This window comes from Marinobacter sp. (assembly GCF_048259445.1).
Classification (GTDB): domain Bacteria; phylum Pseudomonadota; class Gammaproteobacteria; order Pseudomonadales; family Oleiphilaceae; genus Marinobacter.
In genome coordinates this window covers 41,066-61,287 of sequence record NZ_JBLXHQ010000004.1, presented here as the reverse complement: position 1 = coordinate 61,287, position 20,222 = coordinate 41,066, and the positions used below count along the sequence as shown (strand labels likewise).

Below are 20,222 nucleotides of genomic sequence, written 5' to 3'. Positions count from 1 at the left end.
TGTACTCCTTCGGTTCAGATGTTGCGGGCCTGATCGATGGCGTTACCGATGTAATTGCCCGGTGTCAGGGCCATTAGTTCCGCTTTCGCGCTATCGGGCATGTCCAGACTTTCAACAAAACTCCTGATAACTTCAGGGGTCATGGCCTTGCCGCGTGTCAGCGCCTTTAGCTTCTCATAGGGCTTCTCGATGTTGTATCTGCGCATCACAGTCTGGATCGGCTCTGCAAGAACTTCCCATGCTTTGTCGAGATCCTCGTTCAGGCGTGCCGGGTTGATCTCCAGCTTGCCCAATCCCTTCAGGGTGGCTTCATAGGCAATCAGGCTGTGAGCAAAGCCCACACCCAGGTTGCGCAGTACTGTGGAGTCTGTGAGGTCGCGCTGCCAGCGTGAAATCGGCAACTTGGAAGACAGATGGCCGAGCAGAGCATTGGCAATGCCCAGGTTGCCCTCGGAGTTTTCGAAATCGATCGGATTGACTTTGTGGGGCATGGTCGAAGAGCCTACTTCGCCTTCAACAGTCTTCTGCTTGAAATAGCCCAGCGAGATGTAGCCCCATACGTCCCGGTTGAGATCGATAAGGATAGTGTTAAAACGCGCGACCGCATCGAAAAGCTCAGCGATGTAGTCATGAGGCTCAATCTGTGTGGTGTAAGGGTTGAAGTCCAGGCCCAGGCCTTCGATAAATGCCTGGGCGTTAGCTGCCCAGTCCAAAGCCGGATAAGCAGAGATGTGGGCGTTATAGTTGCCAACCGCGCCGTTGATCTTGCCCAGAACCTCAATATCCCGGATTTGCTTCATTTGTCGACGCAGGCGATAAACAACGTTGGCGAGTTCTTTGCCGACGGTTGTTGGCGATGCTGTCTGGCCGTGTGTGCGGGAAAGCATTGGTTGTTCAGCATGCTCCTGAGCGAGTTCGCCCAGCTTCTCGATAACCCGGCTCATTGCGGGCAGCAGGCCATTATCGAGACCCTCGCGAAGCATCAGGGCGTGAGAGAGGTTGTTAATGTCCTCAGAGGTGCAGGCAAAGTGAACAAACTCGGTGACCGCGTGCAGCTCGGGAACGTCGGCGATTTTTTCCTTGATAAAGTACTCGACCGCTTTTACGTCATGGTTTGTGGTGCGCTCGATTTCCTTGATGCGCTCAGCATCCTGCAGGCTGAATCCACTGATCAACTGATCCAGAAAAGTGTTGGCTTTTGCAGTGAATGTTGGCACCTCAATGATTTCGGGATGTGCCGCCAACTGCTGCAGCCAGCGGATTTCGACCGTCACGCGGTTCCTGATCAGGCCATATTCACTGAAAATGTCACGGAAAACGCTGACTTTACTGCCATAGCGTCCATCGACCGGAGAAATGGCGGTCAGGGCGTTGAGTTCCATCGAAAACCTCGCAAATAATCAAAGAATCGGTTCAGAAAAAAGGATGCAACATAATACACCAGCGCAGCCGATGAATCAGTGGCCAGGGGTCACTTATCAAGTGCGCGGTTCGCTTGCTCCGCAAGTTCCCGCGCATGTTGAATTACCTTGCGGCGTGACAAAACCAGCTGCCAGCGGCGGCCTCCGGTCTGTCTCCAGAGCACCGCCGAACGAATACCTGCGAGCAGGAGCGCCCTGACTTTTGCAGCATTCTCGTCTCGTTGCAGCAGCGAGGGGTTGCCGCTCACCTGAATGCGCAAGCGAAAGGTGCTGATGGTATCGGTGTAAATAGAGGCCAGGTTGCTGATCAGGTTTGTATGGATATAGCCGAAGTGGCTGGCAGTATGCCGGGCCTGTTCGATACGGCTGCCGATTACGTCGATCATGTCACTCTGCCGGTTGAGCTTTGATTCCAGATGAATGAGGTTGAGTACATAACGCAGAACCTCGACATCCTGCTGTTTGCTCTGTTCGCTCATAACCGTTGAGAGCGTAACCAGCCCCTCACGTACATCGGTCAGTTCGCCGCCGTAGACATCGAGCGTGGTTGCGGGATTTGTTGCAAACAGCGAGCGCAGGCATGCCTCCAGGCTGGTTTCGTTGCAATGTCCGTTGTTGGCGATTTGCTGAACCAGATTGGCAGCCTGGAATACGCCTGCCAAAGCCAGTGTCTGATCGTGAAGCGACCGGCTCATTGTATTGCTTCCTGATTTGGATCAGTGGGAGAGAGGCGCTCCGGGAGGGGTTCGCCGTCACGCCAGGTCTCTGTGATCACACCGCCTCCGAGACAATTGTCGTCATTGTAGAAAACCACAGACTGCCCGGGTGTGACGGCTCTCTGGGCTTCATCAAACACCACCTTTACGCCGCCATCAATTACCGTCACCTCGCAGTCCTGGTCAGGCTGGCGATAGCGGGTTTTCGCTTTGCAGCGGAACGATTGCGCCGGCGGCCCGCCCGCGACCCAGTCGATCGGATCGGACAGCAAGCCCCGGGAGAATAATAACGGGTGATGCTTGCCCTGAACGGCTGTCAGCACATTGCGCTTCAGATCTTTTCCGGCCACGTACCAGGGGTCGTCGCCAAAGTCGCTGAGTCCACCAATACCGAGGCCCTGACGTTGGCCAATGGTGTGATACATCAAGCCCTGGTGCCGACCAATCTTTTTGCCCTCTGGAGTTTCGATATCACCAGGCTGTGCCGGCAGGTATTGTTTCAGGAAGTCGCTGAACTTTCGCTCACCGATAAAACAGATACCGGTAGAGTCCTTCTTGTCATGGGTGATGAACCCTTGCTGCTCGGCAATCCTGCGAACTTCCGGTTTTTCCAGCTCGCCAACCGGGAACAAGGTGCGTGCGATCCGGTCACCGGACACAGCGTGAAGGAAGTAGCTCTGATCTTTGTTGGCATCAAGACCTTTCAATAAAAGCGCTTTGCCTGACCCGTCGTTGAGCAGCCGCTGCCGGGTGTAGTGGCCCGTGGCTATGTAATCCGCTCCAAGTGTGATTGCATAATCCAGAAAGGCCCGGAACTTGACCTCTTTATTGCAAAGAATATCGGGGTTCGGGGTGCGGCCAGCCTGGTACTCGGAGAGGAAATGTTCGAAAACGCGATCCCAGTACTCGGCTGCGAAGCTCGCGGTGTGGAGCTTGATCCCGATAGCGTCTGCGACCGCCTGAGCATCTGCCAGATCGGTCATGGCGGTACAGTACTCTGTACCATCATCCTCGTCCCAGTTTTTCATGAACAGGCCTTCGACCTGGTAACCCTGGTCTTTGAGTAACCAGGCCGCGACCGAGGAATCGACACCACCAGACATGCCGACGATGACGCGTGTGTCTTCCGGGGAGCGAGCTTCGGGGGTTGGATTTGTCATGACAGTTCCGGGCACCGGTGAAAAACGCGGGAGTTTACCATTTTGTACCGGTTACGTCTGCGTGTTTGCAATCACGTCCAGCGGATAGCAGCGACCTCTTCGGTAATCCTCTATGCTCTTTATAACCAGCGGGCTGCGGAGTTTCTTGCCTAGCTGGCGTATGTCTTCCAGCGACATCCAGTGGGCTGCGATTATGCCAGCGTCCAGTTGTTCCGTTACCTGTTTGCGAGCTTTACCTATGAAGCAGAAACGATAGTAGGTTACGCCGTTCGCCGGTGCCTTGTAGGTGTAGAGCCCCAGAAAGTGTTCAGGTTCAATGTCCCAGCCGGTTTCTTCGAGTGCCTCCCGTCGCACTGCGTCGATGATGTCTTCGTCTTCCTCGACATGCCCGGCCGGTTGGTTGAACACAACCCGCCCGCTGCTGTGCTCTTCAACCATCAAGAAGCGGCCATGTTCATCTTCAACAACCACGGCTACTGTGGCGTGGGGTGTCCATGTCATGATCGTCGGGTCCTCCGTGGCGCCTTCGCAGGTCGGGCACGCATCGGGCGCTTTGCGGGCTGAGATGCTGCAGGCAGATTGATGGTGATCTTCTGGTATTTGCCCGGCTCAAGCCCATCCAGAGTCCAGTCGCCAATACGATAGCGGATCAGCCGCAACGTTGGAAACCCGACTGCGGCGGTCATCCGCCGCACTTGTCTGTTCCGGCCCTCGGCGATGGTCAGCTCCAGCCAGCTGGTTGGTATGGTATCTCGCTGGCGTACGGGGGGAACTCTGGGCCACAGGTCCGGCTCTTCTATTTTGCGGGCCTGTGCCGGCCGGGTGCGACCATCTTTGAGCGTAACTCCAGTCGAGAGCTCTTTTATTGCACCTGCGGTAATCTCGCCTTCGACCTGTACCCAGTATGTTTTCGGCATTTTAAGAGCTGGTGAAGAAATACGATGCTGCAAGGCGCCGTCACTCGTGAGCAGAAGAAGCCCTTCGGAGTCGTAATCCAGCCGTCCGGCCGGATAGACGCCCGGAATGCTGATCCAGTCAGCCAGGGTTTTGCGAGGCTCCTGCCCGGCGGATATGGGCTCATCCGTAAACTGGCAAAGTACCTGGAAGGGTTTGTTAAAAAGGACGAGTTCAGCCATGGAGATGTCTCCCGGGCGGGCAGATTAAAAGAAAATCAGTCAGAAGGGTACGTAGAAAAGCCTGTGTTTGAAAGTGCAAGGCAAACGCTGCACTGCGCCCTCAGGGCTCAAGGGCGAGACCCCGCCGGCTCTATCCGACAGGATTGCTCGGTAGCGGAAAAACCAGCCCGGTGTGTGGGTCAGGCGTTTGCCGCGCGGGAAGGGTAGTCGCCGCTATCCGCATCAGCGGCTCCGGGCGCCTGCTCCGGGGCATCCGACATGTCCGCCCGGGTCGGCGCGCCGGCCTGTTCCTCTGGCACAATGTTGACAGCGTGCACACCCTTATCGCTGGGCTTCTTGTCGAAATTGACTGCCTGACCTGCTTTTAACGTCTTGTAACCATCCATCTGAATCGACGAAAAGTGGGCAAACAGGTCGTCACTGCAGCCATCTTCTATGATGAAACCGTACCCTTTGGCATTGTTGAACCACTTTACTTTGCCTTTTGGCATGATGAACTCCCCTGTTCTTTTGCTGTCACTTGTTGTTGTCACATTGGATATTCCGCGTGCTGACCAGTCCTGGAATCGCACATCTGACGATCTTGTTACATGAATCTCTCATGTATTTACATTATTTAACACTATAGGCTAACTGTCGGCGAAACCCGGAGTCGAGTCAATAGCTTCTATTGCTGTAATGTGTGGTTGAACGCAGTCCGGAAGCGGTATCATGAACGTATAGGTAATTATCTCATCCCCGGGCAGGGATCTGACTTGAAAACCCGGGGCCGGACAACCACATTGATATAAGGTACCGATAAGCGGTAAAGAATGATGCGGACTATCGAAAATTCTCTACTAGTATTAAACCAGGGGGAGGATGAACAGCCGGGGCGTCACGATGACCTCAGCGTTGCTCCCGAAAAGCCTGCGCTGAAGCGTCCATCTCAGTACAAGGTGATGCTTCTGAACGATGATTACACACCCATGGATTTTGTTGTGGATGTGCTGACAACATTCTTCGGGATGAATGAAGAAAAGGCGACACAGGTGATGCTGCTCGTCCATACGCAGGGAAAGGCAGTATGCGGGGTGTATACCCGGGACATCGCGGAAACAAAGGCGGCACAGGTGAACCAGTATTCCTCGGAATGCGACCATCCGCTCCTTTGCGAGATTGAATGTGCGGACTGATAGACGGCGGGGTGGCCCATGCTGAGCAAAGATCTTGAAATTACGCTGAATACGGCCTTCAAAAGTGCCCGCGACAAGCGTCATGAGTTTATGACCGTGGAGCATTTGATGCTGGCTTTGCTGGACAACGAATCGGCGGTGGGTGTTCTCAAAGCCTGTGGGGCAGATCTCAAGCAGCTTCATGATGAGCTGGTCGAATTTGTGGACTCCACAACGCCACTGATCCCGAGCAGCGACGACGAGCGCGAGACTCAGCCAACGCTTGGCTTTCAGCGAGTGTTGCAGCGCGCAGTTTTCCATGTGCAATCCTCCGGTAAAAAAGAGGTTACCGGTGCCAATGTTCTGGTTGCCATTTTCAGTGAGCAGGAAAGCCAGGCTGTGTACGTGCTCAAGAAACAGAGTGTTGCTCGCATTGATGTTGTGAACTTTGTATCCCACGGAATTTCCCGGGTGCAGAGAGCGGAAGATCAGGATGGGCATGAGCAGATCTCTCACGATGAGGCAGGTGAAGAAGGTGGCCAGTCCAAGCCACTGGAAAATTATGCAACCAACCTGAATGAGCAGGCTCGCCAGGGTCGTATTGATCCTCTGATTGGCCGAGAGCATGAGGTCGAGCGAGTGGTGCAGATTCTGGTGCGCCGCCGCAAGAACAATCCGTTGCTGGTCGGTGAGGCCGGTGTCGGTAAAACTGCGATTGCAGAAGGCCTGGCCAAGCGCATTGTTGATGGGCAGGTACCAGATATCATCGCTGATGGCGTTGTGTACTCTCTGGATCTTGGTGCTCTGCTTGCCGGAACCAAGTACCGTGGCGATTTCGAGAAGCGCCTCAAGGGGCTGCTCGCGGATCTGAAAAAAGAAAAGCACGCGATACTGTTCATTGACGAAATCCACACCATTATCGGTGCGGGATCCGCGTCTGGCGGAGTCATGGATGCTTCGAACCTGCTCAAACCTATGCTGAGTTCAGGAGAAATCCGCTGCATCGGTTCCACCACATACCAGGAGTTCCGGGGCATTTTCGAGAAGGACAGTGCGCTGGCCCGTCGTTTTCAGAAAATTGATGTGAACGAGCCCAGCGTTGAAGATACCTATCAGATACTGAAAGGCCTGAAGCCGAACTTTGAAAAGCACCACGACCTGAAATATACAGACCAGGCGCTTCGCGTGGCGGCGGAGCTTGCGGATCGTTACATCACCGACCGTCACTTGCCGGATAAAGCCATCGACGTGATCGATGAGGCCGGCGCACGCCAGCGCCTGATGCCCGAGGAGAAACGCCTGAAAACGGTTGATGTGTCGGAAATCGAGGAAGTTGTTGCCAAGATTGCTCGTATTCCGCCCAAGAACGTGTCTACCAGCGACAAGGATCTGTTACGGAATCTGGAGCGGGATCTCAAGATGGTGGTCTTCGGGCAGGATCCGGCTATTGAATCCCTGACAATGGCAATCAAGCTGGCGCGTGCCGGCCTGAAAGCGCCGGAGAAGCCGGAAGGTTCTTTCCTGTTTGCCGGTCCTACGGGTGTTGGTAAAACGGAGGTGACCAAGCAGCTTGCGAAAGCGCTCGGTGTCGAGCTGGTTCGATTCGATATGTCCGAGTATATGGAGCGCCACACGGTTTCCCGTTTGATTGGCGCGCCTCCGGGGTACGTTGGTTATGATCAGGGTGGCCTGTTAACAGAAGCCGTCAACAAGCATCCTCACTGTGTTTTGCTGCTGGATGAAATCGAGAAGGCGCACCCCGAGGTGTTCAATCTGCTTCTGCAGGTGATGGATCACGGGACCCTGACCGATAATAACGGGCGCAAAGCGGATTTCCGCCACGTGATTCTCGTAATGACCACTAACGCCGGTGCTGAGAGTATGGCACGCCGTTCGATGGGCTTCAGCGAGCAGGATCACAGCAGTGATGGCATGGAAATTATCAGCAAGACCTTCACGCCGGAGTTCCGTAACCGCCTGGATAGCATTATTCAGTTCGGTGACTTGCAGAGGAACACTATCACACATGTTGTGGACAAGTTCCTGACCGAGTTGCAGGCACAGCTGGATGAAAAGCACGTTGTGCTTCATGTGGATGATGCCGCGAAGTTCTGGCTGGCGGACAAAGGCTATGATGTCACGATGGGAGCCCGCCCGATGTCGCGTCTGATTCAGGACAAGATCAAGCGTCCGCTTGCGGAGCAAATCCTGTTTGGCCGTTTATCCGAGAAGGGTGGCGATGTGTTTATCCACCTCAAGGATGATGAGCTGGTATTCGAGTATGAGGCCGAGCCAGCGGAAGCCGTCTGAGTCGGTTGCCGGTTCGGCTTTTAAACCGTCCACAAAAAAACCGCTGCATTAACGCAGCGGTTTTTTTTATGCTTTCTGGGCGTCGCTGAGATCTTAGCGGGCGCGGTACACAATCCGGCCTTTACTCAGATCGTAAGGCGTCAACTCAACCTTGACCTTGTCGCCGGTCAGGATGCGGATATAGTTTTTACGCATCTTGCCAGAAATGTGAGCGGTAACAACATGACCATTGCTCAGCTCAACCCGAAACATGGTGTTGGGAAGGGTATCAAGAATAACACCTTCCATTTCAATAGCATCTGACTTCGCCATTCAGTAGAAACCTCTGTTGGGAATACTTTCCGTAATTTTAAATTGCGCAATTCTGCCTGATTTGTAAGCGTTTGGCAAAGTGAGTTGGTTGGCTGCTCAGGAAAAAGGCGCTCAGGCGCCGGTTTTCAGGCTATTTTCAACCAAAAGCTGACACTAAGCGACATCTATAGTTCTCCAATGGCCATTCTGCAGAGCCTCTATAGGCCTGAAGCGGGTTTTGTAGTTCATCTTCCTGCACTGCTTTATCCAGTAGCCGAGGTATAGGTGAGGCAGATTGCGCCGCTGGGTCTCTTCGATTTGCCATAGCACAGCAAAGGTTCCCAGGCTTCGGTGTTCAAAAGCCGGGTCGAACACGGTGTAAATGGCCGAGAGCCCGTCATCCAGCGCGTCCACTGCCGCAAGGGCGACCAGTTCTCCGTCTATGCGCATCTCCAGAAACCAGGAATCTGTAGAGCCTTCCACAAGAAAAGAAGTGAACTGTTCTCGCGAGGGTGGATACATGTCGCCGTCTTTGTGCCTCAGCTCAACATAGTTGGCGTAAAGCTTGTAGTAGCTTTCACTGAAAGCCGCGGGTACAAGTTTGCACTCCAGGTCACTGTTCTTTTTAAGAACACGGCGCTGGCTGCGGTCCGGGCGGAATTCGTTTACGTTCAGCCGAACCGGGATACATGCGTTGCAGAGTTCGCAATGAGGGCGGTAATAATGAGAGCCGCTACGCCGGAAGCCCAGTGACGTAAGTTGGCTGTATAGCTTTTTGTCGATGTGAGCCCGTGGATCGACGAACATGGTAGTTGCTTCGCGATCGGGTAGATAGCTGCAATCGTGGGCAGGTGTTGCAAAGAATACCAGGGTTCTGAGACTACTCATTCATGCCTCCGGCCCGCGCCATTGCCAGTTGAATGTCCAGTCGGGCTGATCCGGTTTTCGATCTGCGTATGCACCGATTATAGATAAAAACTCGCTTCTGGGTATGGTGCGGGCGCCCATGGTAATCAGGTGGTCGCTTTCCACCTGGCAGTCCATTACTCGATAGCCCCAGTCTTGCAGTTGGTGGGCCAGGTGAACCATCAGCACTTTGGATGCATTTGTTTCCAGGGAAAACATGGATTCGCCGAAGAAGCATTGCCCTATTGCTATCCCGTACATACCGCCGGCCAGTTCACCGTTCCGGTTCCACACCTCGATGGAGTGGGCAACGCCCTGGCGGTGCAGGCTGGAATAGCTGGCTATCATGTCGTCGGTTATCCATGTGCCTTCACTGCGGGTGGAAGCGCACAGGCGGATAATGCGACCAAAGGCCTGATCAGCGGTGACGTGAAAGCGACGTTGGTTGAGGGTTCTGCGAAGGCTGCGGGATATGTGGATGTCTTCGGGGAAGAGGACGCAGCGGGGGTCTGGAGACCACCAGAGTATGGGCTGCTCCTCGCTGTACCAGGGGAAGATGCCGCTTCGGTACGCGAGGATCAGCCGCTCTGTGGAGAGGTCGCCTCCCAGCGCGAGGAGGCCATCGGGGTCGTCGAGGGCTTCTTCGGCTGGGGGGAACCACAGTTGGTCGGGGTCTAGCCAGGGTAGTGAGGTCATTCTCTATAACTTGGAGGTGTCGGCAGGTGGGGGCCGGCTCTCTGAAACACGCTGTGAATACGTCCGTGTACGCTTGGCTCCGCCATCCATGGCTCCGCACAGTTTCAGAAAGCCGGCCCCCACCTGCCTTATCGGCGAAAGAGTTACCTTCGTTCAGTGTAGCTCAGTCCGGACTAATCCTGCTGATCCAGAAACTTCTCAGCATCAAGTGCCGCCATGCAACCGAAGCCTGCGGAAGTCACAGCCTGGCGGTAAACGTGGTCGGCTACGTCGCCGGCGGCAAATACGCCCGGGATGCTGCTTTGGGTGGCCATGCCTTCCAGACCTGAGCGGATTTTGATGTAGCCGTTTTCCATGTCGAGTTGGCCTTCGAACAAGCCGGTGTTGGGCTTGTGTCCGATGGCGATGAAGACGCCGGCCAGGTCCAGATCCTGTTTGGAGTCGTCTTTCATGCTTCTGATGCGCATGCCGGTTACGCCGGTGCCGTCGCCCAGGACTTCGTCGAGGGTGTGATCCCAGACGATGTTAACGTTGCCGTTTTCGGCTTTTTCAAAAAGTTTGTCCTGCAGGATTTTCTCGGCGCGCAGGCTGTCACGGCGATGAACCAGTGTGACTTCTGCGGCGATGTTGGAGAGGTACAGGGCTTCTTCAACGGCGGTGTTGCCGCCGCCGATAACAGCAACTTTCTGTTTTTTGTAGAAGAATCCGTCGCAGGTGGCGCAGGCAGATACGCCCTGGCCTTTGAATTTTTCTTCGGATTCCAGGCCCAGGTACATAGCGGATGCACCGGTGGCGATGATAAGGGCGTCGCAGGTGTATTCGCCGCTGTCGCCTTTAAGGCGGAAAGGGCGGCTCTGCAGGTCGGCTTCGCTGATGGTGTCGTAAACGATGCTGGTTTCGAAGCGCTCGGCGTGTTTGAGCATACGCTGCATGAGTTCCGGGCCCTGTACGCCATCATTGTCGCCGGGCCAGTTGTCGACGTCGGTGGTGGTGGTGAGCTGGCCGCCGACTTCAATACCGGTGATCAGGGTCGGGTTCAGGTTCGCCCTGGCTGCATAGACGGCAGCGGTGTATCCGGCAGGGCCGGAGCCGAGGATGATCAGCCGGGAATGCTTGGTTTCGCTCATGGATGTCTCTCACTGATTTGGTACGTGTCAGGCTTTTTCAGAGCCAGTATTACGAGGAAGGCCAAAAGGCTATCACGAAAGCAGCGGGCTGCCATTTGTTTTGGCCAATTCTGCTGATAAAGCTTAGCTATTCACTCCAGTACGGATACTGTAGTCAGCAGTTGTCGTACGCGTTCGGCGCTTTTGCCGGATTCACCTTGCTCGAGACGGTGCTCGGCAACCGACGGGAAGACAGCCTGAATATCATCTGGCAGAACGTGTTGGCGGCCTTCCATCAGGGCCCAGGCTTTTGAGGCCCTGAGCAATCCCAGCCCGGCTCTCGGTGACAAGCCATAAAGCACTCCGGGCATCCGGCGACTCTGTTCGAGAAGGCGCTGAATATAGTCCAGCAGTGCCGGGCTTGCAGTCACGCGGGCTACTTCGTCCTGGAGTTTTGCGAGATCTGCTTCGGAGAGCAGTGTGTCGAGCCGATCGGTCATAACCCGGCGATCTTCACCTTCCAGAAGTTCCCGCTCGGCTCTGGGGTCGGGGTAGCCAAGACGTATCCGCATCAGGAAGCGGTCGAGCTGTGATTCCGGTAGCGGATAGGTACCGCCTTGCTCCGTCGGATTCTGGGTTGCGATAACGAAGAACGGATGCGGCAGCGGGCGGGTTTCGCCTTCGATGGAAACCTGGCGCTCCTCCATGGCTTCCAGTAAAGCACTCTGTGTTCGTGGAGAGGCCCGGTTGATCTCATCTGCCAGCACAACCTGAGCAAAAATGGGTCCGGGATGGAATACCAGGCTGCCGGCCTGTTTGTCGTACATGGAGTAGCCCAGTACGTCTGCGGGAAGCAGGTCGTTAGTGAACTGGATACGCTGGTAGCTGAGCCCCATGACTTTGGCCAGAGCGTGGGACAGAGTTGTTTTTCCCATTCCGGGGATGTCTTCAATCAGTAAGTGGCCCCGGCCCAGCAGGCCGCAGAGGGCAAGGCGAACCTGGCGCTCCTTGCCAAGCAGAATCTGATTCAGTTCCGTAACAACGGTGTCTACCAGGTTTTTCATGCCGCTTTCAGTCCCTCACTCTTTTGAGAATGTCGCCATAGGCGTCGATACGTCGGTCTCTGAAATACGGCCAGATGCGTCGAATCGATTCACTGCGGTTGCGATCAAGTGTGACGCTCAGGATGCACTCGGTGCTGTCATCAGCCCGGGCCAGAAACTCTCCCTGGGGGCCGCAGATAAAACTGTTACCCCAGAAGCGGATACCATCGGAGTGTCCGGTGGGGTCCGGTTCGGTACCAACCCGGTTGGGCGCGACCACTGGAAGATTATTGGCCACAGCATGACCGCGCTGAACGGTTACCCAGGCCTCCAGCTGGCGGGCCTGTTCGTCCGGGTCATCGGTGATGTCCCAGCCTATGGCAGTGGGGTAAATGAGTATCTCTGCACCTGCAAGAGCCATCAGGCGGGCGGCTTCGGGATACCACTGATCCCAGCATACGAGAACGCCCAGCTTGCCCACTGAGGTCTCTATGGGTGAAAAGCCGTTTCGGCCATCGTTGAACTGTGCATCACCAGGTGTGAAATAGAACTTCTCATAAAACCCGGGATCGTCCGGAATGTGCATTTTTCGATACAGGCCGGCGATGGAGCCATCGGTTTCGATGACGACTGCGGTGTTGTGGTAAACGCCATTCATGCGCCGCTCAAAAACAGAACCGACGAGAACAATACCCAGTTCCCGTGCAAGATCCGAAAGCCGTTCGGTGGTGGGGCCGGGGATGGGCTCGGCCAGGTCGAATATGCTGGTATCCTCAGACTGGCAAAAGTACTGAGTTGCGTGAAGTTCCTGCAGGATAATCAGCTGGGCCCCGCCTGTTGCCGCCTCACGAACCAGCATTTCAGTTGTTGCCAGACTGGCAGCCTTGTCTTTACTGCATGCCTGCTGAACGGCGGCAATTGCGAGTGGGCCAGGGCGCGAACGCATTTGTGGGTTACGGCTCATAAAGTAACGACTCCCTCCGGAATCTGCATGGTGACACAATGCAAGCTACCGTGTTGTTTCACCAGCGTCCGGCAGTTTATGGGAATGATTTCCCGGCCAGAGAAAATCCGACCGATGATACGGATGGCTTCGTCATCCTGAGGCACACCATAGACTGGCAGAAGAACGGCGCCATTTATGATCAAAAAGTTGGCATAAGTAGCGGGAAGACGTTCATTGTCATCGCCAAATACCGGGTCCGGCCATGGCAGTGCAGTCAGCTTGTATGGCGTGCCATCGCGCTGTCGGAATTCCTGAAGGTCTTCTTCCATTGCAGCCAGCGCGCTGTAATGTTCATCGGCCACATCCGGGCAGGTGACATAGCAGATATGGTCCGGCGCACAAAAACGGGCCAGTGTGTCTATGTGGCTATCGGTATCATCCCCCGCCAGATAGCCATGGTTAAGCCACAGAATGCGCTCCGCCCCCAGCATCTCGGACAGCAACTGCTCAATGGCGCCTCGATCCATAGAGCCGTTGCGCGAAGGTGTCAGAAGGCATTCGCTGGTCGTCAGCAGGGTACCTTCGCCATCTGATTCGATGGAGCCGCCTTCAAGAACAAAATCCACCGCTTGCATGGGTGTAGCTTTGAATACTCCGAAATTGGCGAGATGACGGTTGAGAGCATCGTCTTTTTCCCAGGGGAATTTGCCGCCCCAGGCGTTAAAGCGAAAATCCAGCAAGGCGGGCTTTTTATCCGTGAGCACGGTGATCGGGCCATGGTCGCGGGCCCAGGTGTCGTTCGCCGGTGCCGGCACGGCAAACACTCGCCCCGGCAGACCTTGCTGGTCGGCCCAGGTGTTGAGCTCGCGCTCAAGATCCTGCAGTCGAATGACGTGTTCACAGCTGATGACCAGGTGTTCAAAGCGAAGAACCGAACGGGCAATTTCAAGAAATACCGGTTCAGCCTCATCAAGCATCCCTGCCCAGTCAGTACCTGGGTGGGGCCAGGTAAGCACAACGGCGCTTTGGGGCGCCCACTCAGCGGGCAACACGCGTAAGGATGTCACTTTACAGTCACCTTAAAATTGCAAAAGCCGCCATTCTATAGAAACGGCGGCATATCGTCAGGGTATGTGCCCGGAGTGGCGGGCGGGAAAAACGCTATGCTTGATAATATCAGCGCTGGGGTGTCAGTACGGAGTGTATAACGCGGTCATTTTCGAAATAGACCACAAATTTACCGTAATGCCACTGGCTGATCGGAGGTTGCCCGACAGGGCCTTCAACGTTCGCCGGCTCGCCCCAGGAAGCTTTCACTGAAGCTTGTGTCATTCCCGTCCGGGGTACACTTTGCTGGCTTCTGTCCGCCTGACTGCCAACGGGTACGCGAAGCTCTTCGGCAAACGCGCCGGAAACCGGTGCCAGAGTGAGTAGTATTGCCGTTGCCAGTGTGCCAGTCAGGGCTCGCTTTACTGTCATTGATGGTTCTCCACTAATACTGGGGTCGCCGGCACATGCTCCGGTGACATGGATAAAACGTAATATCCGAGAAATTCGGGTAAAAGTCACATGTTTTCGCCAGTCTACTCTTTTTGCCGCTGGCGAATCTGCCACCGCATCACATGTCGGGCTATTTGCTGGCGATCGCTGTCCTGAATCCGGATAAAACCGGTATGAACCCTTACGCTGCCTGTTTCATCAGCCTGTATATCCAGAACCTGTGCGATCGCACGGGGCTGGGAAAGTTCGGGCGGCAAGGTCATACGAACGGCAAGCCTGTCGCCAGTTTGCCATGCCTGCGGGCTTGCGCAAAACGCCAGGCCTCCTTCGCTCAGCGTAACGTCCTGCCAGTCCCCAGGTTGCAAGGGATTTTGCTGAAAGGCCATAATGCGCGCAAGCGTGTCCAGCTTGCCATTCAGGGACTTTATCAGCCCTGTGAGCAAGCGATCCTGATCCGCAAGGCTGGCAAGCTGGGATTTGATGTCCTGATCAAGGCGCCTGAACTCCGCCTCCAGGATTTCGAGATGATCGACGTTAAAAACATTTTCGTCGAGCCCGGCCGAAGGCGCCAGTTTATTGAGTTCCAGGCCAATCCGGTCTTCGATGCGGTAGAATTCCCGACGCTCAGGCACGTAGCCTGCCGGTTCGGACGGTGTGTCTCGGGTGTGCATTCAGGGCTCCGGGATCAAGAATGATAGCCAATAGTAAAAGTTTAGCAGTTTCCCGTCGTGCTGAAAGGCCGCCGGGAATTCCAGACCACGATTGACCCGAAGGTAGCGACAGGCACCTCCTCATGTTCAGACCCTTATCGTTTTATATCGGCTTGCGCTATACCGCGGCCAAACGGCGTAACCACTTTATCTCGTTCATCTCGCTTACATCCATGATCGGTCTGATGCTTGGTGTTGCCGTATTGATCATCGTGTTGTCCGTGATGAACGGATTCGACCGTGAGCTCAAACAGAGGATCCTCGGCATGGTCCCTCATGCCATTATTCAGGGCAGTGGGCCTCTGGACGACTGGGAGACAGTGGATGCCCAGGTGCAGCAGCACCCCAGGGTTCTTGCTGCGGCTCCGTTTATTCAGGGCCAGGGCATGGTTACCGGTGGTGGCGATGTACGTGGAGTCATGCTCAATGGCGTTTTGCCGGAGGAGGAGCGCACGGTTTCAATCATCGAGAACCACATGATTGAGGGCAAGCTGGATGATCTGGTTTCGGGCGAATTCGGGATTATCGTAGGTCGCAGCATGGCGGCCAGCCTGCGCTTGCAGTTGGGTGACAAAGTAACCGTGGTGCTACCTGAAGCCTCGGTAACACCTGCCGGTGTGTTGCCGCGCTTAAAGCGCTTTACGGTTAAGGGCGTTTTCAGTGTTGGCGCCGAACTGGATGGCAATTACACGCTTATCCACATGGATGATGCAGCAAAGCTGATGCGAACCGGCGGTAAAGCTCAAGGCGTGCGGCTACTTGTTGATGACCTGTTTGCTGCGCCGAGAGTCGCGGAAGAGGCGGCGAGAGAGCTTTCTGGTCGGTACTATATTTCAGACTGGACCCGAACCCACGGCAACCTGTTCCAGGCCATCCGCATGGAGAAAACCATGATCGGGCTGTTGCTGATGTTTATTGTGGCGGTTGCGGCGTTCAACATTGTGTCGACATTGGTCATGGTGGTGACCGACAAAACAGCAGACATCGCTATTCTCCGTACCATGGGAGCAACACCGGGTCGTATCATGAGGATCTTTATCGTTCAGGGGGCCGTTATCGGAATTTTCGGCACGCTGATTGGTACTTCGCTCGGTATTCTGGGTGCGCTGAACATCAGTGCGTTTATTTCCTGGCTGGAAGGCGTTCTGGGGCACGAGTTCCTGAGTGCAGACGTGTACTTCATCAGTTATCTGCCCTCCCAGTTGCAATGGCAGGATGTGGCGGTTATCAGCGGCGCCGGTCTTGCCATGAGCTTGCTGGCAACCATTTATCCGGCGTGGAGAGCGTCGCGGATAGATCCTGCAGAGGCTCTGCGTTATGAATAAGGAAAACGGTGACATGAAGGATGTCCCTCTGGTGATCGACTGCCGTCAGGTAACCCGGACCTACACTCAGGGCCCGGAAAAACTGACCATCTTTTCTGATATCTCACTGGAAGTCACGGCAGGTGAAACCGTTGCGATCGTGGGAAGCAGCGGTGCCGGAAAAACAACCCTGCTGAACCTCCTGGGCGGGCTGGATAAGCCGTCGTCCGGGGAAATCTCAATCTGTGGCAAGCACATTCACCGGTTGTCCGAGGCCGGGCGGGCGCGCTTTCGCAATCGTCACCTGGGCTTCGTTTACCAGTTCCATCATCTGTTGCCGGAATTTACAGCGCTTGAGAACGTCATGATGCCTTGTGCCCTGGGGGGAACGGCCATTAGCGATGCACGTTCGCGCGCACAATCAATTTTGCAAAGGGTCGGGCTTGCTGAGCGTCTGGAGCATAAGCCTGGTGAGCTTTCCGGTGGCGAGCGCCAACGTGTTGCGATTGCCCGAGCTCTGGTCAATGAGCCGGATTGTGTGCTGATGGACGAGCCTACGGGTAATCTTGATGAGCACACGGGTGAAGGTGTGCGGGAGCTCATAGAGTCTCTGCGGGATCAGTTCGGGATTGCTTTTGTTATGGTCACCCACGATATGAAGATGGCCAGAAGTCTCGGGCGGGTTCTGAGGCTGGAGCAGGGCAGGCTGGTTCAGGAGGCCTGATCGCGCGATGCGCGCCGGAGCTCTTGACGGGCGCTGCGGCGCAGCTGCCAATCGGTGCGGATTTTCCGGCGCCAGATAAACTGTATTGCGAGGTACGCCAGGCAAGCTGAAATCGTGGCTATGATCAACGAGCCCAGATACAGCGGAATGCCGATGTCCAGCAAGCGCTCGCTGATCCACGGCCATGAAAGCTGAAAATCGAAGCTCAAAACCGGTCGGTTAAGTGCCCAGGCGCCTACTTTGTAATTGAAGTAAAACATGGGCGGCATGGTAATGGGGTTACTGATCCATACCAGCACTACAGATAAAGGCAGGTTGGCGTTAAACCAGATGGCAAAGAAGCCTGCTGCAAGCATCTGGAACGGCATGGGAATAAAGCAGAAAAATATACCGATCAGAAACGCCCGGGCAACGCTGTGACGGTTGATATGCCAGAGGTTGGGTTCATTCAGGATATCGCCAAGAAATCCAAGCGACTGCATCGCTTGCACCTTTTCAGGTGATGGCAGATATCGTTTGATGAACTTCTTCGGCATTGGGGAACTCTACCTTAAAGTAGAATGAAATTCCGGCGCCAAGGATGTCGCCGACGGATAACATCATCGGGAGGACAAGGATTGTCCGGAAGCTCTTTCAATGGCTCTGGTTTGTCTGGTTCGCAGGGCTCTGCGTTTCCTGCAGTACTGTGCGTCTTCGCCTTTTCCTGCGGCGTCATCTTACTTTATAGATTGACGGTGTTGCCACCATCAGTGTGGCTGCTCGGGTGCACACTTCCAACTTTATTATGGTTTTTACCGAAACATCTGCGGCCATTCCCGCTCGTACGGGCCTTTTTGTTCGGTTTTGTTCTGGGTGTTGCATGGGCGGGCTTGTGGGCACATGAACGCCTCGAACAGCGGCTTCCCTCGGGTCTTGAGGGCGAAAAAACTGTTATTTCCGGCTACGTTTGTAATCTTCCCCAGGCCGGCAGCTTTGAAAGCATTCGTTTCAGCTTCTGCGTAACCCGGTGGTACGGGCATTCACGGATCCCGGAGCGTCACAGCACTCTGCCAAAAAGGTTGCGTCTGGCCTGGTATGGTAAGCCTGCGGATGCTCTTCCGGATCACCGCTTGCGTCTGGAGGTTGTGCTTAAAAAGCCCCATGGCGCCCTGAATCCTGTTGGTTTTCGCTACGAGGACTGGCTGTTTCGTAAAGGCTACCGGGCAACCGGCAGTGTGCGCAGTGCTGAGCCGGATCCTTCTGTCGTCTGTTCAATCAGATGTCAGTATCACCGTTTTCATATCGGGCTGGCGCAATGGGTTGATACGCAATTCGCGGATGCCCGACACCACCCATTGATTGCGTCGCTGCTGATCGGTAACCGTGGACACCTTTCCTCCCGGCATTGGGAGGTGTTGAAAGCAACCGGCACCATCCATCTTGTAGCTATCTCGGGCCTTCATCTGGGGTTGGTAGCGCTGGGTGCGGGCTTTGTGGCGCGTAGGCTTCTGCTGGCAATATCCACTTACCGCATGAGCGAAGACTCCGTGCGCTTCGGGGTCTTCCTTGCGGTTGTTCTGTGTTGCACGCTCTATGCGCTCGCTGCCGGTTTTACAGTACCCACCCGAAGGGCGCTTGTTATGGTGACGGTCGGTGGCTGGTTGCTGTTGATGGCGAGGCAGGTGTCCGCCGGGCATTCCATCGTTATTGCGCTCGGGCTGGTTCTTCTGCTGGATCCGTTTGCCCCGCTGGACCAGGGTTTCTGGCTGTCCTTTGGGGCAGTTTCCGTTCTTATTTGTGTCTTTGCCGGCCGTTTGGGTGGAACCGGTTGGCTCGCCGGCCTCGTCCTCGCCCAGGGTGCGGTGTTCGCCGGGCTCTGGCCGATTCTTGAAGTGACGGGGCAGGGGCAGCCAGTGGCCGGGTTGCTTGCCAATGTTCTCGCAATTCCCTGGGTCTCGCTGGTGGTGATGCCCGCATTGATTGCGGGTGGGCTTGCAGTAGCCCTTTTCCCCGGCATATCGAGCCTGGTTGTTCCGGCAATGGACTCGGTACTTGGGGTGATGTGGACCTTTCTTGAGTGGTTTGCAGGCATGAACTGGCTAAATGTTGAAGGAACCCTTCCGGAGATTGCCTTTCTGGGTTTGCTGGTGATGCTCATTATCACAGTTCCGATCAGGCTGTTTCGCACTACCGGGACTTTTTTTGTGTTGGCGTGGGTAATTGCGGCCAGCGCCCCAACGGATACTGGCAACCCGCGGATTGCGAGTCCGGAAGTGCGGGTGTGGGATGTCGGCCAGGGGCTCTCAGCGATGCTTCGGGCCGGAGACAAAGTATTGCTATACGACACAGGGCCGGAAGTGAAAGGTGTTTTCTCGGCTGCAGAGTCGGTACTTCTGCCCAATCTTCGGGCGCTGGGTATAAGAAGGATTGATACGTTGGTGATAAGCCATGCCGATAGCGATCACGCCGGCGGTATCGGGCTGCTTATTGATGAATTTGAAATAGGCCGAATCCTGACTGGTGAGCCTGAGGCTGTTCGAGAAAAATTAGATCGGCGCTCTGAGGGCCGAGAACCCTTAAAGGTTCAGGTCCACAGCTGCGCTGGCGAAGAGAATCTGACAAACGAATTGTCGCTTTCCTTCTGGCAAGCAAATGGCAGGTTAAACGGGAACGATGCGTCCTGTGTTCTGATTGCCCGGGATAAGAAGTCCGGCATTGAATGGATTTTCCCGGGCGATATCAGCACTGCTACCGAGTCCCTTTATCTGCGCGCAAGTGAGAAAAAATTAGCCGCGAATCCTCCGGCGGAACTCGTACTGATTGCACCTCATCACGGCAGCAAAACATCATCTTCCACTGCCTGGATCAGTGCGCTCAGCCCGGACACGGTGATCTATACTGCCGGTTACCGGCATCGATACGGGCACCCTCACCGGGACATAACGGCTCGTTACCGGGAAGCGGGCGTCGAGGCATTCAACACAGCCTGTTCGGGCGCGCTTGTTATGACGATTTCGGGCGACGCCGTTAAAATTCAGGAATCCCGACATCAGGGCCCCTTCTGGATCAGTGGCCCTGGCCTGACCAGAGACCAGTGTAAAATACTGTGACATTCCGGGT

General features: G+C 55.3%; 21 protein-coding genes. 5 read left to right on the top strand and 16 right to left on the bottom strand.

Going from position 1 to position 20,222, the window contains the following annotated elements; translation table 11 throughout:
- Positions 1-14: 14 nt before the first annotated feature.
- From purB to cspD, 6 genes are all read right to left on the bottom strand, one after another.
- Positions 15-1,382 (bottom strand): adenylosuccinate lyase, encoded by a 1,368-nt coding sequence (gene purB / locus ACN0RL_RS04300; RefSeq protein WP_417514057.1) that lies wholly within the window; start codon positions 1,380-1,382, stop codon positions 15-17.
- Between the two features lie 89 nt (positions 1,383-1,471).
- Entirely contained in the window at positions 1,472-2,116 is a 645-nt protein-coding gene (gene hflD / locus ACN0RL_RS04295) for a high frequency lysogenization protein HflD (protein ID WP_417514055.1), read from the bottom strand.
- Entirely contained in the window at positions 2,113-3,297 is a 1,185-nt protein-coding gene (gene mnmA / locus ACN0RL_RS04290) for a tRNA 2-thiouridine(34) synthase MnmA (protein ID WP_417514053.1), read from the bottom strand. Before mnmA ends, hflD begins: the two co-directional genes overlap by 4 nt.
- 51 nt (positions 3,298-3,348) lie before the next feature.
- On the bottom strand, positions 3,349-3,798 hold the full coding sequence (locus ACN0RL_RS04285) for an NUDIX hydrolase (protein WP_417514051.1): 450 nt from the start codon (positions 3,796-3,798) through the stop codon (positions 3,349-3,351).
- Positions 3,795-4,433, bottom strand: coding sequence for a pseudouridine synthase (locus ACN0RL_RS04280; RefSeq protein ID WP_417514049.1), 639 nt, complete (start codon positions 4,431-4,433; stop codon positions 3,795-3,797). The genes ACN0RL_RS04285 and ACN0RL_RS04280 overlap by 4 nt, the downstream gene beginning before the upstream one ends.
- Positions 4,434-4,612: 179 nt before the next feature.
- Entirely contained in the window at positions 4,613-4,924 is a 312-nt protein-coding gene (gene cspD / locus ACN0RL_RS04275; RefSeq protein WP_417514047.1) for a cold shock domain-containing protein CspD, read from the bottom strand.
- Between the two features lie 324 nt (positions 4,925-5,248).
- On the opposite strand from cspD, the gene clpS reads away from it, so the two are divergent.
- Positions 5,249-5,608: an ATP-dependent Clp protease adapter ClpS gene (gene clpS / locus ACN0RL_RS04270; RefSeq protein ID WP_072797840.1), complete on the top strand. Its 360-nt coding sequence runs from the start codon at positions 5,249-5,251 to the stop codon at positions 5,606-5,608.
- Positions 5,609-5,626: 18 nt separating this feature from the next.
- Positions 5,627-7,897, top strand: a complete 2,271-nt coding sequence (clpA, locus tag ACN0RL_RS04265) for an ATP-dependent Clp protease ATP-binding subunit ClpA (RefSeq protein ID WP_417514045.1) — start codon at positions 5,627-5,629, stop codon at positions 7,895-7,897.
- Between the two features lie 93 nt (positions 7,898-7,990).
- Here the strand turns inward: clpA and infA are convergent, their stop codons facing one another.
- The 9 genes from infA to ACN0RL_RS04220 form a co-directional block, all read right to left on the bottom strand.
- Positions 7,991-8,209 (bottom strand): translation initiation factor IF-1, encoded by a 219-nt coding sequence (infA, locus tag ACN0RL_RS04260; protein WP_166255363.1) that lies wholly within the window; start codon positions 8,207-8,209, stop codon positions 7,991-7,993.
- Positions 8,210-8,362: 153 nt separating this feature from the next.
- Positions 8,363-9,076 carry an arginyltransferase gene (locus ACN0RL_RS04255; protein WP_417514042.1) on the bottom strand — a complete coding sequence of 238 codons (714 nt, stop codon included), beginning with the start codon at positions 9,074-9,076 and terminating at the stop codon, positions 8,363-8,365.
- On the bottom strand, positions 9,077-9,790 hold the full coding sequence (aat, locus tag ACN0RL_RS04250; protein ID WP_417514040.1) for a leucyl/phenylalanyl-tRNA--protein transferase: 714 nt from the start codon (positions 9,788-9,790) through the stop codon (positions 9,077-9,079).
- A gap of 173 nt (positions 9,791-9,963) precedes the next feature.
- A complete protein-coding gene (gene trxB, locus ACN0RL_RS04245; protein WP_417514038.1) occupies positions 9,964-10,917 on the bottom strand; it encodes a thioredoxin-disulfide reductase in 954 nt (317 codons plus the stop codon).
- A 131-nt stretch (positions 10,918-11,048) separates the two neighbouring features.
- Positions 11,049-11,960, bottom strand: coding sequence for an AAA family ATPase (locus tag ACN0RL_RS04240; RefSeq protein WP_417514036.1), 912 nt, complete (start codon positions 11,958-11,960; stop codon positions 11,049-11,051).
- Between the two features lie 7 nt (positions 11,961-11,967).
- Complete coding sequence (locus tag ACN0RL_RS04235; RefSeq protein ID WP_417514396.1) at positions 11,968-12,885, bottom strand: carbon-nitrogen hydrolase; 918 nt, start codon at positions 12,883-12,885, stop codon at positions 11,968-11,970.
- Positions 12,886-12,899: 14 nt separating this feature from the next.
- Positions 12,900-13,952 (bottom strand): agmatine deiminase family protein, encoded by a 1,053-nt coding sequence (locus ACN0RL_RS04230; RefSeq protein WP_417514034.1) that lies wholly within the window; start codon positions 13,950-13,952, stop codon positions 12,900-12,902.
- 109 nt (positions 13,953-14,061) lie between these two features.
- Positions 14,062-14,364 (bottom strand): hypothetical protein, encoded by a 303-nt coding sequence (locus ACN0RL_RS04225; RefSeq protein ID WP_417514032.1) that lies wholly within the window; start codon positions 14,362-14,364, stop codon positions 14,062-14,064.
- A 104-nt stretch (positions 14,365-14,468) separates the two neighbouring features.
- Positions 14,469-15,056 (bottom strand): PilZ domain-containing protein, encoded by a 588-nt coding sequence (locus ACN0RL_RS04220; protein WP_417514030.1) that lies wholly within the window; start codon positions 15,054-15,056, stop codon positions 14,469-14,471.
- A 122-nt stretch (positions 15,057-15,178) separates the two neighbouring features.
- Between ACN0RL_RS04220 and ACN0RL_RS04215 the strand changes: the two genes are divergently transcribed.
- Both ACN0RL_RS04215 and lolD read left to right on the top strand, forming a co-directional pair.
- Complete coding sequence (locus tag ACN0RL_RS04215) at positions 15,179-16,420, top strand: lipoprotein-releasing ABC transporter permease subunit (protein ID WP_417514028.1); 1,242 nt, start codon at positions 15,179-15,181, stop codon at positions 16,418-16,420.
- Positions 16,421-16,433: 13 nt separating this feature from the next.
- Entirely contained in the window at positions 16,434-17,123 is a 690-nt protein-coding gene (lolD, locus tag ACN0RL_RS04210; RefSeq protein WP_417514394.1) for a lipoprotein-releasing ABC transporter ATP-binding protein LolD, read from the top strand.
- On the opposite strand, the gene ACN0RL_RS04205 is transcribed toward lolD, so the two are convergent.
- Positions 17,111-17,659 (bottom strand): DUF2062 domain-containing protein, encoded by a 549-nt coding sequence (locus tag ACN0RL_RS04205; RefSeq protein ID WP_417514026.1) that lies wholly within the window; start codon positions 17,657-17,659, stop codon positions 17,111-17,113. The two genes, lolD and ACN0RL_RS04205, sit on opposite strands and share 13 nt — an antisense overlap.
- Before the next feature lie 24 nt (positions 17,660-17,683).
- Here ACN0RL_RS04205 and ACN0RL_RS04200 point away from each other — a divergent pair, with 24 nt between their 5' ends.
- A complete protein-coding gene (locus ACN0RL_RS04200; protein ID WP_417514024.1) occupies positions 17,684-20,212 on the top strand; it encodes a DNA internalization-related competence protein ComEC/Rec2 in 2,529 nt (842 codons plus the stop codon).
- Positions 20,213-20,222: the final 10 nt, after the last annotated feature.

Bases quoted from the DNA above. Each gene is read 5' to 3' on its own strand.
- purB (WP_417514057.1), bottom strand. From the start codon at position 1,382: ATGGAACTCAACGCCCTGACCGCCATTTCTCCGGTCGATGGACGCTAT.
- hflD (WP_417514055.1), bottom strand. From the start codon at position 2,116: ATGAGCCGGTCGCTTCACGATCAGACACTGGCTTTGGCAGGCGTATTC.
- mnmA (WP_417514053.1), bottom strand. From the start codon at position 3,297: ATGACAAATCCAACCCCCGAAGCTCGCTCCCCGGAAGACACACGCGTC.
- ACN0RL_RS04285 (WP_417514051.1), bottom strand. From the start codon at position 3,798: ATGACATGGACACCCCACGCCACAGTAGCCGTGGTTGTTGAAGATGAA.
- ACN0RL_RS04280 (WP_417514049.1), bottom strand. From the start codon at position 4,433: ATGGCTGAACTCGTCCTTTTTAACAAACCCTTCCAGGTACTTTGCCAG.
- cspD (WP_417514047.1), bottom strand. From the start codon at position 4,924: ATGCCAAAAGGCAAAGTAAAGTGGTTCAACAATGCCAAAGGGTACGGT.
- clpS (WP_072797840.1), top strand. From the start codon at position 5,249: ATGCGGACTATCGAAAATTCTCTACTAGTATTAAACCAGGGGGAGGAT.
- clpA (WP_417514045.1), top strand. From the start codon at position 5,627: ATGCTGAGCAAAGATCTTGAAATTACGCTGAATACGGCCTTCAAAAGT.
- infA (WP_166255363.1), bottom strand. From the start codon at position 8,209: ATGGCGAAGTCAGATGCTATTGAAATGGAAGGTGTTATTCTTGATACC.
- ACN0RL_RS04255 (WP_417514042.1), bottom strand. From the start codon at position 9,076: ATGAGTAGTCTCAGAACCCTGGTATTCTTTGCAACACCTGCCCACGAT.
- aat (WP_417514040.1), bottom strand. From the start codon at position 9,790: ATGACCTCACTACCCTGGCTAGACCCCGACCAACTGTGGTTCCCCCCA.
- trxB (WP_417514038.1), bottom strand. From the start codon at position 10,917: ATGAGCGAAACCAAGCATTCCCGGCTGATCATCCTCGGCTCCGGCCCT.
- ACN0RL_RS04240 (WP_417514036.1), bottom strand. From the start codon at position 11,960: ATGAAAAACCTGGTAGACACCGTTGTTACGGAACTGAATCAGATTCTG.
- ACN0RL_RS04235 (WP_417514396.1), bottom strand. From the start codon at position 12,885: ATGCGTTCGCGCCCTGGCCCACTCGCAATTGCCGCCGTTCAGCAGGCA.
- ACN0RL_RS04225 (WP_417514032.1), bottom strand. From the start codon at position 14,364: ATGACAGTAAAGCGAGCCCTGACTGGCACACTGGCAACGGCAATACTA.
- ACN0RL_RS04220 (WP_417514030.1), bottom strand. From the start codon at position 15,056: ATGCACACCCGAGACACACCGTCCGAACCGGCAGGCTACGTGCCTGAG.
- ACN0RL_RS04215 (WP_417514028.1), top strand. From the start codon at position 15,179: ATGTTCAGACCCTTATCGTTTTATATCGGCTTGCGCTATACCGCGGCC.
- lolD (WP_417514394.1), top strand. From the start codon at position 16,434: ATGAAGGATGTCCCTCTGGTGATCGACTGCCGTCAGGTAACCCGGACC.
- ACN0RL_RS04205 (WP_417514026.1), bottom strand. From the start codon at position 17,659: ATGCCGAAGAAGTTCATCAAACGATATCTGCCATCACCTGAAAAGGTG.
- ACN0RL_RS04200 (WP_417514024.1), top strand. From the start codon at position 17,684: ATGAAATTCCGGCGCCAAGGATGTCGCCGACGGATAACATCATCGGGA.